Below are 11799 nucleotides of genomic sequence, written 5' to 3' on the forward strand. Positions count from 1 at the left end.
AACGGCGACATAAATCGGTCGTTTCGACCGTGACGGTGCATCGCGAAGCAAAGCGAAGTAACGTACCCCGGCGTGACTACTTGTCTGCCATCGAATCACCCGAGGCGGGAGCCGTAATGACTGTCGAGCCGCCGATCGAGGACGATGTCACGCAACTGGCCCAGCGAGTCGAACATGCCCGCGGCAGATTGGCCTACCAGTTCGATCCCGCGCTGACCGAGGCGTTGTCGGAAACGGAGCTACGCGCCGAACGTGAACTCGCCGAGCGCATCCGCGAGCAGGAGCGCGGGCAGCGCTGGAAGGAGATCCAGGCGGTCGCCTCGGCGAACGACCGGGCCAGGCAGACCACCGAGCAGATCGAGAAGGCGGATATGCGCGACCTCTTGCTCGCCCGTAAAGCCATCGCCGCGCAGCGCCGGGAGTCCAGCCCGCACGCCAAACTGGCTTCGCTGTACCGGCATCGGTCCTGGTCGTTGCGTGCGCTGGCCGGCGTTGTCGGTTCGGGCATGCTGTGGTCGGCGGTCAACGTCCAGCAGAACATCGCACCCACCGGTCCCAGCGATCCCCTGTTCTGGTTCAGCTATCTGCTGGAAGGGATGATCAGCGTCTGCCTGATCATCATCATGATCGGCACGAACAAAGTGGCCGAATGGGGTGTGATCAACAACCGGAAGCAGACGGCGGCCGCCGAATTGGCGCTGCTGGCCCTGACTGTCGGGCTGAACACGTATCCGTATCTCCGGATGGGCGACTGGTACAACATCGGGGTGCATGCCGTCGCACCGGTGATGATCGGTGTCGCCCTGCTCATCCATGACGCGGCCAGCGCCCGGTACGGGATGGCGATCCTGCGCGCTACCGAACAGGTCCGGGTGCTGCCCGATCCGGCCGCGCAGATCCGCAGCAGTCTGCCGCGGGTGAGCATGAAACTCGATCCCAATGCCGGTGAAGCGCGGGCATTGCCGACCGGGGAGACCGGGGCGGTGAAACCGGCGGCATTGGAATCCGGTGCGAAAAATACGTCCGACGCCGGTGGACCGGCGTTCCGGGCGGAGGGCAAAACCGGCGAATCCGCGAAGAAACGCACGACCGATCTCGCCGAGGTGACCTCCGGGCTCATCGGGCGCACGAGTTCTCTGCTGGACGAACTGGCCACGAACTCACCTCTGTTCGACGAACCCACGGTGAAATCCGCGGATGTCACCGATAAGCTTCCGGTCACCAAGAAGCTGGGACAGAACAAGCAGGGCGCTTCGGCCAACGGAACATCGGGTGCCTCGGCCACGGGAGCCGCCAAGGGCAAATTGTCCGGTGACAAGGAAACCGACGAATTCCTGGAAGTCGTGCGCTCCTCCGACGGCTATGACACCGGTCAGTTCCGGGTTGCCGATATCCTGGAGCAGGAACTCGCTGAACTGCAGGCCGAACGGCGCAAGGCCCGGTCCGGCCGGCCGCGCAGCGCCTCGACCAACGGAGCCTGATCGGCTGCCCCGCCGCTCGGGCAACCCGGCCGGTGTCGCCGCTGTTCCGCACGGTGAGTGACGCGTTACCGTGGTGAACGACGGTGAGGAGGCACGATGTCCGAGCGCAAACCCGCGGGGGTGGACTTCGAATCCTGGGTCGACCGGAAAATACGCGAGGCCACCGAGCGGGGCGAGTTCGAAAATCTCCCGGGAGCCGGAAAACCGCTGCCGGGAGCGGGCAACCCGCATTACGACGAGAACGCCTGGCTTCGCGATTACGTGCGCCGCGAGGGCGTGAGCGGGGACGCGCTGCTGCCGCCCTCGCTGTTGCTGCGACGCGATGTGGAACGTCTGCCCGAATCGGTGCGTGAGCTCACCACCGAAGCCGAAGTACGCGAAACCGTTTCCGCGCTCAACCGGCGGATCGTGGACTGGTTGCGGGTGCCGAGCGGCCCGCAGGTGCCGATCGCCCCGGTCGATGCCGAAGAGGTGGTCGCCGGATGGCGCGCCGCGGCCGTGGGCGCGACGCTGCCGGCCGATCAGCGCCCGTCCACCGGACAACCCGGCCCCGCCCCGCGGTCCGGTGCCCGGGCATCGTGGTGGCGCCGGTTCCTTCGGCCGGGCTGAACCGATAGCACCCGGGCGCCGGGCTCGGTGCTGTTGTATGGGGGGATGGATTCACGCACCCTCGCCGACCGGATCGAGATCACCGATCTGCTCACCCGCTACGCCACCGCCGTCGACGACAAGGACTGGGCGCTGTACCGCACGGTGTTCACTCCGGACGCGCAAATCGACTACACGACGGCCGGTGGGCCCGCCGGGGATATGGAAACCGTTATCGCCCGGCTGACCGAACAGCTGGCGTTGTTCGCGCGGACCCAGCATTTCGTCTCCAATATCGCGGTCGATCTGGACACGGATACCGCCAAGGTCCGTGCCATGTTCTTCAACCCGATGATCGTCTCGCCGGGTAAGCAGTTCACCTGCGGCGGTTGGTACAACCACGATCTGGTACGTACCCCGGACGGCTGGCGCAGTGCCCGGCTGGTCGAGGAATCGGCCTGGTTCGACGGTCTCGAGGCAGCGTTCTCCTGAACGACCCGGCGCGGTGAGCCAGGACACCCCGATCCGAGTGCTGTTGCCGGATTGAACCCGGCAGGCCCGGGTACGCGACCGGTATCCAACCGAAAAAACGAGATTCGGAGGTGGATATCGTGACCGAGCACAAGACCGCACGCGAGGGCATCGAAGGTGTCGTCGAGGGCGCGAAGGGCAAGGTCAAGGAGGCCGCGGGAGCGGTTCTCGACAACGACTCCCTGCGTACCGAGGGTAGGGCCCAGCAGGACAAGGGAGAGTCGCAGCGCGCTGCCGCCGAAAAGGAGAACGAGGCGCAGCAGCAACGACTGGAGGCCGCCGACGCCGAACAGCGTCAGCGGGCCGAGCAGGATCCGGGCCATGGGCAGACCGTGGCACCGACCCAACGCGACGTCTGAGCACGCGGCCCGGCGGTGAGCTGTACCGGCCGGGCCGGAGGACAACTGCGGCGACCTCTCCGTGAGGTCGCCGCAGTGCTGTCCCGGCCGCCGTCAGCTCGATACCGTGGTCCGATCCTGATCGCTATCGCCTGCCGGTTCCGCGTCCGTATTCTCGTGTAGTTCATAGATCGCGAAAGCCTTGCCGATCACCGGCTGGGCGACATTGCGTACCCGGATACCACCCGGTGTGCTGCCGCGTTCGGTGCCAGCGTGCGCATGACCGTGCACGGCCAGATCGGCGCCGTGCGTATCGATGGGCTCACCCAGCAGATAGGAACCCAGGAACGGGTAGATCTCGCGCGGCTCGCCGTGCAATGTGTCGCTGATCGGGGCGTAGTGGGTCATAACGATCGTGATATCGGTATCCAGCCCGGCCAGGGCACTGTCCAGCTCGGCCGCCAGCTCGACGGTATGCCCCGCGAACTCGCGCATCAGCCGCTCCCCGAAAACGCTCGCGCATTTTCCCGCGAACCCGCCGCCGAAACCTTTGGTGCCGGCGATTCCGAGGGTCGATCCATTGATTTCGATCGTGGTGGCGCTGCCTTCGAGGACGGTGATACCGGAGGACTCCAGCATCTGCGTCACCTCGGCCTCGGCATCGCTGTGATGGTCGTGATTACCGAGCACGGCGACTACCGGCACACCCACATCGGCGAATTCGTGCGCGACGACTTCGGCCTCCGCAGGCGTTCCGTGCCTGGTCAGATCACCGGCCAGTAGTAGCACATCGGCGAGCGCCGGCAGTTCGCGTAGTGCCGGGCGCAGCAGCCCACGCGAATCGGTTCCCAAATGGACATCTCCGACAGCGGCGATCCGCATCTGCCCCACTCCTTCCACTCGGTGTCACCCACCGAGGTCTTCGCTATCGCCCGGCCGGGCAGTCGCGGTGACGTGCACATCGTTGTGGATAGGCAGCTCAGGGGCGATATCGTGGACCACGTCGGCGAGCAGTTGCCGCCGCTGCGTGGTACCGACCTCGCCGTCGAGGACCACGACACCGCCGCGGATCCGGACGCGTACGCCCTGTTCGGCCGTGCGTGGATCCTCGGCCAGCGCCCGATGTAGTTCGGCGGCCAGATATTCCGGTGGCCGCTGCCGGGGCGAATTCGGGTTTCCGGACATCTACTCCGCCTTTCCGTCAGGCGCGCGGCGGCGCGGTGGTTTCGGCGATACCGAGATCGTCGATCAGGCCGAGGAACGCACGCGCGTAGGGCGAATGCTCGGTCTGCGCGCGCACCGCGGGCCAGTTCACCTGTTCGCGCAGATCGCGGGAGATGCGCAGCAGCGGGCTGAGGTCGAGCCGGTGCGCGTCGAAGACCAGCAATTTATCGACCAGCAGGTCGGTGCCGTCCACCACGGGGGCGACCGTCGGCCCGACTCGCATCGTCTCGGCGCGAGCCAGGAGCGCGTCGTCGACCTCTCGATTGTTGGGCCGGTGGATGATATCGATGAGAACGTCCCCGTCGTATGCCTTGGCCAGCCAGTCCTCGGCCGCGTCCGCGATCCGCAGGCCGGCCCTGGCCAGTTCGCTGCGTGCCCGGGCGCTGTCGGCGGGTTTGACGAACAGGTCCACATCGTGGTCGGAGGGCGGGCCGCCGCGGGCGTACACGGCGCAGCCACCCGCCACGGCGAAAGGTATGCCCTGCTGCGTGAGGGCATTCGCGGCCCGGGTCAAAGCGTGTAGCAGCTGCTCTTCCGTCGGAACCATATTCGGCGGCTACCCGCGCGTCGCGCCGCTAATCAGCGGATGACCTGCCGGTCGGCGATACACCTGCCGGCAAGTGTGAGTCGTGCGCGGGGACAGATCCGTCAGCTGTCCCGGCAACGTCGCCGGTGCCGGTGGCTGGTATCGCACAGCGGGTAGCTCCGCGACCGTTTACAGAGGCAGATCGCTACGAGGAAACGGTCCGCCCGGGTGACCGTGCCGTCGGGAGCGACCAGTTCCACCGGACCGTCGACCAGTGCCGGCCCGTCTTCGGTGAATACGATCCGGGTCGGCTCGGCCGGTTTCTCATCGCGTTCTGTCGGCACGGATGACCACCAACTCCTCATGTTGCTGCCCGGGCCGGATCAGGCCGCGGTCACACAGCCAGCCGCTGCGGCGGGCCAGCACCGGGCCGAAGGGGATCATCGTCCGCGCCACGACCGTCGCTTTCAGCCCGCCGTCGCGCAGCTGGCCGAGGCTGGTCGTGGGCCCGGACAGGGCCGAGTGCACGATGAGTGCGGTGCCGCCGATATCGAGCAGCCGCGGCATCATGACGCACAGCGGGTCGAGCACGGACCGTCCGTACCGGCCGGCATCCCAGGCGCGGGCCGACCGGCGGCTCGCGGCCGGGTCGTCGCTCGGGACATAGGGCGGGTTGGCCACGATCACATCGAATGTCCGGCCCGCCACAACCCGGGTGACATCCCCGCACAACAATTCCAGCCGCACTCCGCGCAGCCGGCTGTTGAGCCATGCCGAGGCCACGGCGGTCCGGGACAGATCCACCGCCGTCACCGCCGCCGCTCCCGTCCGCGCGGCATGGATGGCCAGCGCACCGGTTCCGGTGCAGGCGTCGAGCACCCGGGTGCCCGGCGGCAGCGCCGCCTCGGTCATCGCCCGGGCCAGCAGCCAGGTATCGGGTTGCGGCCGGTACACCCCCGGTGCCCGGACCAGCATCGCACTCATCCGGCCTCGGTTCGTAGTGAGCTGTCACCTGCCTGCCAGCAGCGCAGCATCGCATCGGCGCAGCGGTCTTCGAGCAGATCGGTGGCCTGGATGCCGAAAACCACCGATTCGGCGAGCTCGGGTTCGCCGGCGAGCAGATCGGCGAGGACATCGCGGCGTACGACCTGTTCGTGCACGGCATCCGCAGTGACATGTTCCGCGTAGAAGCGCACACAATCAGGATGCGCCGAAAATCGCCGCAGCGCATCGACCATGACCTGGGAGGCGGGGGAGGAAGTGATCTCCACTGCCGCGAAATGGCCCACCAGTGCCCCGCGCAGCGACCGGTGCAATCCGAACATCGACATCATGTCGACCAGGGTCAGCATGGGTGCCGGCACGATATCCAGATAGTGCAGATAGTCGTCGGCGAGTCCGGCGCCGCGCAGCAGATCGGCATAGAGGCGGGCATGGATCCGGTCGCCGTGACCGCCGCCGAATTCGTCGAATTCGATCGCCGCGAGCGCGGCTTTCGCCTGGCCCCGCAGGCGGGGGAGCACCCAGGCGACCGGGTCGGCCTCCTTGAGATGATAGATCGAGCGCTGTACGAAGTACTCCTGTGCCTGCCACCAGGAGCCCTCGTCCCGGAGCCGGCGCGCGATCCCTCCGGCCGCGGGCGCGGTGAGCAGCCGGTCCAGCTCGGCGGTCACGTCGTGGCCGCCGGGAACCTCGGAGCGTAAGGCGTCCTCGAATCGGCGTTCCAGTTTGCGGCGCAGCCGGAGCAGGCCGCTGTCCCATTCCCATTCCGGATCGACATCACGGAACCCCTGGTAGTGCAGTTCGTAGCAGGTGTGCAGAGTCAGCTGGAGGTCCTCACCGAAGGGGTCGAGATCCGGCGGAGCCTGCGGGACCGGACTGCCCGGTTCGGCCGACAGCAGCGTTATGACGTCGGCGGAGAGCAGACCCCGGGGTACCGGCAGGCCCACCCCCCGGGAGGCAGTGCCCAGGGCGGCGAGTGTTTCGACCATGTCCCCGCAGTAGCCGCCACCGGGCGAGGTAAACGTCTGCGCCGGCAAGAGACCCCGAGTGATCGGCGCGGTGTACAGGTGCTGCCGGTCGTGCCAGAATGGGACGAGGTTGAAACACGCAGCCGAACCCGGTCCGGCGTATGCCGGTAGTCGGGCTCGCCGGAGGACATGCTCGTCCGATGCCGGCTCGACCAGGTAGCCAACCGGAAATCCCGAACCGCGACGGAAGGGATTGATATGTCGGTAACCACCGCTCTGTGTCAGGTCGATCAACACCGGAGCAACGATCCGCGCACCGCGGCCGCCGGCCGGATGTGGTCGCGGCGTAGCGCCGATTACCCCGACTGCTCGATCGCCCGGGTCGAGGGCGAACTCGACGTTGTCGGACTCGACGAATTCCGCGCTCTGCTCGGCCGTTGCAGTCGTGCCGGGTGCCGGGTGGTCGTGCTGGATCTGCGGGCCACGACCTTCCTGTGTATCCGCGCCGCCGCGTCCCTGGCCGATGCCAAATGCGACGCATGGCGTTCCGGGGTCGAGCTGCGGCTGGTCAGCGGTCGTAAGGATATCGAGCGTGCGCTGGCGATCACCGGGGTGCGTCACCTGTTCCGGTACTACCCGACCCTGCGCACCTCGTTGCGGGACTGAGACCGGGACCGGCCACCGCCCGCGATCGCGGCGGTGGCCGCCGGGTGCCCGCGGCTCGCGCTGCCGGCGGAAACAGCCGATAATCGGGCGGTGACGCAGCGCCGGAGCGATTCCACCGACGAGATCCAGCCGACGGACCCCGAACCCGAGTCGGGGATAGAGCAGTGTGCGGGGGGTTTCCGTTTCTGGTTCGCCGAACGGCGCTGGGAATGGTCGGAGGCTGTCGCGCAGATGCACGGCTATCCGCCCGAACCCATGGAACCGGATACGGATCTGGTGCTGAGCCACAAGCATCCCGGGGACAGGGCTCGAGTGGCCGGTGCGCTCGCGAAATCGGTGGCCGACGCGGAACCGTTCTGTAGCAGGCACCGGATCGTGGACACCACCGGGCGGACCCGCCATGTCCTCGTGGTCGCCGATTCGATGACCGACGAAGCCGGAGAAGTGGTCGGCTCCGCGGGCTACTACGTGGATCTCACCGCGACCCTGGCCGAGGAGCGGCAGGAAACCCTGCAGGACACCCTGCCCGAGTTGTACGCGGCCCGGGCGGTTATCGAACAGGCCAAGGGAGCGTTGATGCTCGTCTACAGCATCAACGCCGAGCAGGCCTTCCGGGTGCTGACGTGGCGTTCGCAGGAAACCAACACCAAGCTGCGCGATCTGGCGGCGCGCTTGGTCACCGAGCTGACTTCGATCGGCCACGCATCGTCGGTTCTGCGCACCGAATTCGACCATATGCTCCTGACGGTCCACGAACGCCTCGACCGGCAGTAAGCGGCGGGAGCCGGTTTCGGTGTCCCGATCCCGGGTACCTGCGCATGTGAGAATCAGGCCGAGGACAGACAGCCGCGGCGTCGCCATAGGTCAGAGGCCACGATGGCCCGGGTAGGCGCCCCCGGCCCCTTTCGGTGGGCCGCACGAACGAGGTGGTGGTGCGCATGGTGGACAGCGTCTCCGACTCTGTGGGTACGACAGCACGCGATACGAAGGCCGTCGGCGTGCGAGTCCCGGCGCAGCGCGAGCAGTTGGTGATGCTGCGGGCGCTGGCCGAGACGGTATCGCTGATAGCCGACTTCGGTTTGGACGAGGTGACCGATATTCGGCTGGCCCTCGACGAGGTGGCCACCTCACTGATCACGGCCGCCGTTGCGAATACGACACTGAGCTGCGATTTCGATTATGACGAGCACCGCATGACAGTGCGCGTAGCCTCGACTTCGGTGGCCGACGGGCTTTTCGATCAGGAAGAGTTCGGCTGGCATATCGTGCGGACCCTGACCCGCGGGGTGACCGTGGTGCAGCACCCCTACGACGTGGCGAGTGGTGGGTACCCGACCGATGTCGAATTCAGCTGGTTCCGAGGAGGCGCCGATGGCGCATGAGGCAGCTCGGGTGGATCCGGGGCCCTCACGCCGCCATCGTGGCAATGACAGCTACGACAATATCGAGCCGTTGTTCGGCGAGTTGGCCGTCCTGCCCGAGGGATCGGCGGACCGCTCGGCTCTCCGCGCGGAAATTCTCGCCCGCTGCCTGCCGCTGGCCGAGCATATCGCCCGGAAATTCTCGGGCCGGGGCGAATCCTATGATGATCTGCTCCAGGTCGCTCGCGTGGGGCTGCTGAACGCGGTGGAGCGGTTCGATGTATCCCGGGGATCGTCATTCCTGTCCTTCGCCGTCCCCACGATCATGGGCGAGGTGCGCCGCCATTTCCGGGACAACACCTGGTCGGTCCGGGTGCCCCGGCGCGTGAAGGAGATCCAGCTGAACCTGGGGCCCACGATCGAGATCCTGTCCCAGCGGCTCGGCCGGGTGCCGCGAGCCCGGGAGATCGCCGAGGAACTCGGGATCGATCTGGTGGAGGTGACCCAGGCGCTGATCGCCGGTAACGCCTATCAGGCCTCCTCGCTCGACGCGCCGGCCGGTGAGGACAGTGATTCCGCCACCCCGGCGCTCGTGGAATCGCTGGGTGCCGAGGAATCGTCCTACGGCTGGGTGGAGGACTATCTGGCGGTCGAACCGCTACTCGGCGAGCTCTCCGAGCGGGAGCGCGAGGTTTTGCGGATGCGATTTTTCGAGTCCAAGACCCAGTCCCAGATCGCCGAGCGACTCGGGGTCTCGCAGATGCACATCTCCCGGATACTGTCGCGGACCCTGGGATGGTTACGGGAGGAAGCGCTACGAGACTGACTCGCGCCGGGCGGCCACACCTCGCAGGAACGCGGCCTGTCCCGCGTGCTGGAGATCGTCGGCGATCACACTGACCAGCCGCACACCCATCGTTACCGGTGGGTTCCAGTTCTCGTCGACCACCGTCGCCAGATCGCTGTCGGTCAGCGTGCCGACGAATCGGACGGTGTGCGCGTGCACGGCGTCGTAGTAGCCGGTCAGCAGTTCGGCGGGGGCCCGGACCCGGGCGATATCGTCCGGGGTGTCACCGTATCCGGTGGCCTGCCGGTCGATCGGCAGATCGAACCGCTCGTACCAGCCGCGGCCGGACCAGAACGACTCGGTGCCGGCGAGTTCGGCGAGGTGCTCGTCCTGCACCCTGGTCAGGTGCCAGACCAGCCAGGAGATGGAGTTGGCGGCCGGGTCGACCCGGTAGTTCAGGGCGTCCGCGTCGAGCCCCTCGACGGACTCGTGCACGACCTCCCGGATCCGGTCGAAGGCATCGGTGAGCATCTCGACACTGTTCATAACTGTCTCCGTAGCTCGTCGGTATGCGTGGAGCGGACCGTTTCGTAGCGGCCACGTTGTGCCTACCGCATTACCACGACCGAGTGCCCGGCAAACCGCCCCGGAAGTCCTGGCGCGTCGACCCGTGGGCCGATTGTCCGGTCGGCTCCGCGCGACTCGAATTAGAACGTGTTCTTGCCGCCGGGGGTCGCCCGTGCCAAGGTGACTGCATGGATCTGCAGGCACTCGAACTCATCCGCGGTCTCAAATACCGGTACTTCCGCACCCTGGACCTCAAACAGTGGGGCGATTTCGCCGAAACCCTCGACCCCGGGATCGAAGCCCGCTACGGGACGCACGCCATGGGGCGCGAACTCACGCTCGACGGCCGCGACGCCGTGGTCGAGTTCATGCGCGAGAATATGGGCTCCGGCATCGTGACCACCCATGTCGCCAACCATCCGGAGATCGTTGTCGAGGGTGACACCGCCACCGGTAGCTGGTTGTTCGAGGATACGGTCATCGCCACCGATTTCGGTGTGCTCATCCGAGGCGCCGGGTACTACACGGATCGTTATCGCCGGGGCGAGGACGGGATCTGGCGGATCTCCGCCACGTCCTACGTCCGGATCTACGAGTCCTCGCAATCGCTGGCCGATACCCCCAGCCATAAGCTGATCAGCAATATGTGGGCACCGGCCGGCGGGGAGTGACAGCCGCTCAGGGCACCAGTACCGCGCGGCCGCGGATCCGGCCCTGCTCCAGCAGTTCGTAGGCGTGCGCGCCGTCCGCCAGGGCGAACCGCTCTGTGCGGGCGGTGATCCTGCCCTCGCGGGCCAGCGCGATACTGTCGATGAGATCGCGTTTGGTGCCGCCGTAGGATTTACGAACCGTTGCGCCCCAAGGTAATCCGGGACCACCGGCGGGTCCGGCCGTGATCTCCGGGTTGCCGTCGCCCAGCCCGATCATCCGGTATGCGCCGTTCGGTCCGACACTGCGCACCGAGAGTTGGGCGGTGGCGTCCACGCCGACGAAATCGAATACAGCTTCCGCGCCGCGGCCGTCTGTCATATCGAGGATCCGGGCCGCGGTGTCCTCCCCGGCCGCCAGAACCTCGTGTGCCCCGCATTCGGTGGCGAGTTCCAGTTTGGCGGTATCGGTGTCCACCGCGACGACCCTGGCCGCGGTGATCGCGCGCAGGATCTGGATACCGACGTGGCCGAGGCCCCCGGCGCCGATCACCACGGCGGTCGAACCGGGATACAGCTGGTCGCGGGCGCCGCGGATGGCGTGATAGCTGGTGAGCGCGGCATCGGCCAGGGGCGCCGCGGCGACGAAATCCATATCACCGATCGGAACGAACGAATTCGCCGGTACGGCGACATATTCCGCCATACCGCCATCGGGTCCGAGACCGGGGCACGGCGGCATGGCCACCCGGCCGGCGGCGCGGCAGACGTTCTCGTTTCCGCTCGCGCATTCGGGGCAGATACCGCACGACCAGCACAGATACACCACCCCGCGCTCGCCGCTCGTCCTTCCCTGGACCTGGTCGCCGACCGCGGCGATCGTGCCCGCGATCTCGTGACCGAGGGTCAGCGGTTCCTCGCGCACCTTGAAAGGCAGGTGCAGTACGTGCAGGTCGGAATGGCAGATACCCGATGCGCCGACGCGGATCAGCAGTTCGCCCGGCCCGGGTTCCGGTGTCGGGACCTCGCGTATCTCCAGCCGGCCGGGCTCGGTGAGTTGCAGGGCTCGCATGGGTTTCCTCCCGATCCGACCGTATGACGTGCTTCACAAAG

17 protein-coding genes are annotated in these 11799 nt (G+C 67.1%); 9 read left to right on the plus strand and 8 right to left on the minus strand.

All coding sequences use genetic code 11. The features are described from left to right. The first annotated feature begins 116 nt into the window (after positions 1–116). From ABZ827_RS13445 to ABZ827_RS13460, 4 genes are all read left to right on the plus strand, one after another. Positions 117–1481 (plus strand): hypothetical protein, encoded by a 1365-nt coding sequence (locus ABZ827_RS13445; RefSeq protein ID WP_357236716.1) that lies wholly within the window; start codon positions 117–119, stop codon positions 1479–1481. Positions 1482–1577: 96 nt separating this feature from the next. Continuing rightward, the gene (locus tag ABZ827_RS13450; RefSeq protein ID WP_357236717.1) at positions 1578–2090 is read left to right on the plus strand and encodes a DUF1992 domain-containing protein; all 513 of its coding nucleotides are present in this window, start codon (positions 1578–1580) and stop codon (positions 2088–2090) included. Between the two features lie 45 nt (positions 2091–2135). Next, positions 2136–2561 (plus strand): nuclear transport factor 2 family protein, encoded by a 426-nt coding sequence (locus tag ABZ827_RS13455; protein WP_357236719.1) that lies wholly within the window; start codon positions 2136–2138, stop codon positions 2559–2561. A 119-nt stretch (positions 2562–2680) separates the two neighbouring features. Next, positions 2681–2959 (plus strand): CsbD family protein, encoded by a 279-nt coding sequence (locus tag ABZ827_RS13460; protein ID WP_357236721.1) that lies wholly within the window; start codon positions 2681–2683, stop codon positions 2957–2959. A 93-nt stretch (positions 2960–3052) separates the two neighbouring features. On the opposite strand, the gene ABZ827_RS13465 is transcribed toward ABZ827_RS13460, so the two are convergent. The 6 genes from ABZ827_RS13465 to ABZ827_RS13490 all read right to left on the minus strand — a co-directional run bounded on the left by ABZ827_RS13465 (position 3053) and on the right by ABZ827_RS13490 (position 6679). Continuing rightward, positions 3053–3820: a metallophosphoesterase gene (locus ABZ827_RS13465; RefSeq protein WP_357236723.1), complete on the minus strand. Its 768-nt coding sequence runs from the start codon at positions 3818–3820 to the stop codon at positions 3053–3055. 24 nt (positions 3821–3844) lie between these two features. Beyond that, positions 3845–4123, minus strand: a complete 279-nt coding sequence (locus tag ABZ827_RS13470; protein WP_357236724.1) for a BON domain-containing protein — start codon at positions 4121–4123, stop codon at positions 3845–3847. Between the two features lie 16 nt (positions 4124–4139). Further along, the gene (locus tag ABZ827_RS13475; protein ID WP_357236725.1) at positions 4140–4709 is read right to left on the minus strand and encodes a nucleotidyltransferase; all 570 of its coding nucleotides are present in this window, start codon (positions 4707–4709) and stop codon (positions 4140–4142) included. Between the two features lie 101 nt (positions 4710–4810). Continuing rightward, positions 4811–5032 (minus strand): CDGSH iron-sulfur domain-containing protein, encoded by a 222-nt coding sequence (locus ABZ827_RS13480; protein ID WP_357236727.1) that lies wholly within the window; start codon positions 5030–5032, stop codon positions 4811–4813. Continuing rightward, positions 5013–5672 carry a HemK2/MTQ2 family protein methyltransferase gene (locus ABZ827_RS13485; RefSeq protein ID WP_357236729.1) on the minus strand — a complete coding sequence of 220 codons (660 nt, stop codon included), beginning with the start codon at positions 5670–5672 and terminating at the stop codon, positions 5013–5015. Before ABZ827_RS13485 ends, ABZ827_RS13480 begins: the two co-directional genes overlap by 20 nt. Beyond that, entirely contained in the window at positions 5669–6679 is a 1011-nt protein-coding gene (locus ABZ827_RS13490; RefSeq protein WP_357236730.1) for an iron-containing redox enzyme family protein, read from the minus strand. The genes ABZ827_RS13485 and ABZ827_RS13490 overlap by 4 nt, the downstream gene beginning before the upstream one ends. Before the next feature lie 237 nt (positions 6680–6916). Here ABZ827_RS13490 and ABZ827_RS13495 point away from each other — a divergent pair, with 237 nt between their 5' ends. The 4 genes from ABZ827_RS13495 (at position 6917) to ABZ827_RS13510 (ending at position 9511) form a co-directional block, all read left to right on the plus strand. Further along, on the plus strand, positions 6917–7324 hold the full coding sequence (locus ABZ827_RS13495) for an STAS domain-containing protein (RefSeq protein WP_357236732.1): 408 nt from the start codon (positions 6917–6919) through the stop codon (positions 7322–7324). Between the two features lie 90 nt (positions 7325–7414). Further along, entirely contained in the window at positions 7415–8098 is a 684-nt protein-coding gene (locus tag ABZ827_RS13500) for a PAS and ANTAR domain-containing protein (RefSeq protein ID WP_357236734.1), read from the plus strand. 164 nt (positions 8099–8262) lie between these two features. Beyond that, positions 8263–8706 carry an anti-sigma factor gene (locus ABZ827_RS13505; RefSeq protein ID WP_357236736.1) on the plus strand — a complete coding sequence of 148 codons (444 nt, stop codon included), beginning with the start codon at positions 8263–8265 and terminating at the stop codon, positions 8704–8706. After that, entirely contained in the window at positions 8696–9511 is an 816-nt protein-coding gene (locus ABZ827_RS13510) for a SigB/SigF/SigG family RNA polymerase sigma factor (protein WP_357236737.1), read from the plus strand. The genes ABZ827_RS13505 and ABZ827_RS13510 overlap by 11 nt, the downstream gene beginning before the upstream one ends. Here ABZ827_RS13510 and ABZ827_RS13515 read toward each other — a convergent pair. Beyond that, entirely contained in the window at positions 9500–10018 is a 519-nt protein-coding gene (locus ABZ827_RS13515; RefSeq protein ID WP_357236739.1) for a DUF664 domain-containing protein, read from the minus strand. The two genes, ABZ827_RS13510 and ABZ827_RS13515, sit on opposite strands and share 12 nt — an antisense overlap. Positions 10019–10227: 209 nt before the next feature. On the opposite strand from ABZ827_RS13515, the gene ABZ827_RS13520 reads away from it, so the two are divergent. Continuing rightward, positions 10228–10710, plus strand: a complete 483-nt coding sequence (locus ABZ827_RS13520; RefSeq protein ID WP_357236740.1) for a nuclear transport factor 2 family protein — start codon at positions 10228–10230, stop codon at positions 10708–10710. A 7-nt stretch (positions 10711–10717) separates the two neighbouring features. On the opposite strand, the gene ABZ827_RS13525 is transcribed toward ABZ827_RS13520, so the two are convergent. Continuing rightward, a complete protein-coding gene (locus ABZ827_RS13525) occupies positions 10718–11758 on the minus strand; it encodes an NAD(P)-dependent alcohol dehydrogenase (RefSeq protein ID WP_357236742.1) in 1041 nt (346 codons plus the stop codon). Positions 11759–11799 lie beyond the last annotated feature (41 nt).

This window comes from Nocardia sp. NPDC019395 (genome assembly GCF_040632335.1).
Taxonomy (GTDB): domain Bacteria; phylum Actinomycetota; class Actinomycetes; order Mycobacteriales; family Mycobacteriaceae; genus Nocardia.

What these genes read in the sequence shown, in the direction of transcription:
- ABZ827_RS13475 (WP_357236725.1), bottom strand. Translation starts at nt 4,709, where the DNA reads ATGGTTCCGACGGAAGAGCAGCTGCTACACGCTTTGACCCGGGCCGCG.
- ABZ827_RS13455 (WP_357236719.1), top strand. Translation starts at nt 2,136, where the DNA reads ATGGATTCACGCACCCTCGCCGACCGGATCGAGATCACCGATCTGCTC.
- ABZ827_RS13465 (WP_357236723.1), bottom strand. Translation starts at nt 3,820, where the DNA reads ATGCGGATCGCCGCTGTCGGAGATGTCCATTTGGGAACCGATTCGCGT.
- ABZ827_RS13450 (WP_357236717.1), top strand. Translation starts at nt 1,578, where the DNA reads ATGTCCGAGCGCAAACCCGCGGGGGTGGACTTCGAATCCTGGGTCGAC.
- ABZ827_RS13495 (WP_357236732.1), top strand. Translation starts at nt 6,917, where the DNA reads ATGTCGGTAACCACCGCTCTGTGTCAGGTCGATCAACACCGGAGCAAC.
- ABZ827_RS13510 (WP_357236737.1), top strand. Translation starts at nt 8,696, where the DNA reads ATGGCGCATGAGGCAGCTCGGGTGGATCCGGGGCCCTCACGCCGCCAT.
- ABZ827_RS13520 (WP_357236740.1), top strand. Translation starts at nt 10,228, where the DNA reads ATGGATCTGCAGGCACTCGAACTCATCCGCGGTCTCAAATACCGGTAC.
- ABZ827_RS13505 (WP_357236736.1), top strand. Translation starts at nt 8,263, where the DNA reads ATGGTGGACAGCGTCTCCGACTCTGTGGGTACGACAGCACGCGATACG.
- ABZ827_RS13515 (WP_357236739.1), bottom strand. Translation starts at nt 10,018, where the DNA reads ATGAACAGTGTCGAGATGCTCACCGATGCCTTCGACCGGATCCGGGAG.
- ABZ827_RS13445 (WP_357236716.1), top strand. Translation starts at nt 117, where the DNA reads ATGACTGTCGAGCCGCCGATCGAGGACGATGTCACGCAACTGGCCCAG.
- ABZ827_RS13485 (WP_357236729.1), bottom strand. Translation starts at nt 5,672, where the DNA reads ATGAGTGCGATGCTGGTCCGGGCACCGGGGGTGTACCGGCCGCAACCC.
- ABZ827_RS13525 (WP_357236742.1), bottom strand. Translation starts at nt 11,758, where the DNA reads ATGCGAGCCCTGCAACTCACCGAGCCCGGCCGGCTGGAGATACGCGAG.
- ABZ827_RS13490 (WP_357236730.1), bottom strand. Translation starts at nt 6,679, where the DNA reads ATGGTCGAAACACTCGCCGCCCTGGGCACTGCCTCCCGGGGGGTGGGC.
- ABZ827_RS13470 (WP_357236724.1), bottom strand. Translation starts at nt 4,123, where the DNA reads ATGTCCGGAAACCCGAATTCGCCCCGGCAGCGGCCACCGGAATATCTG.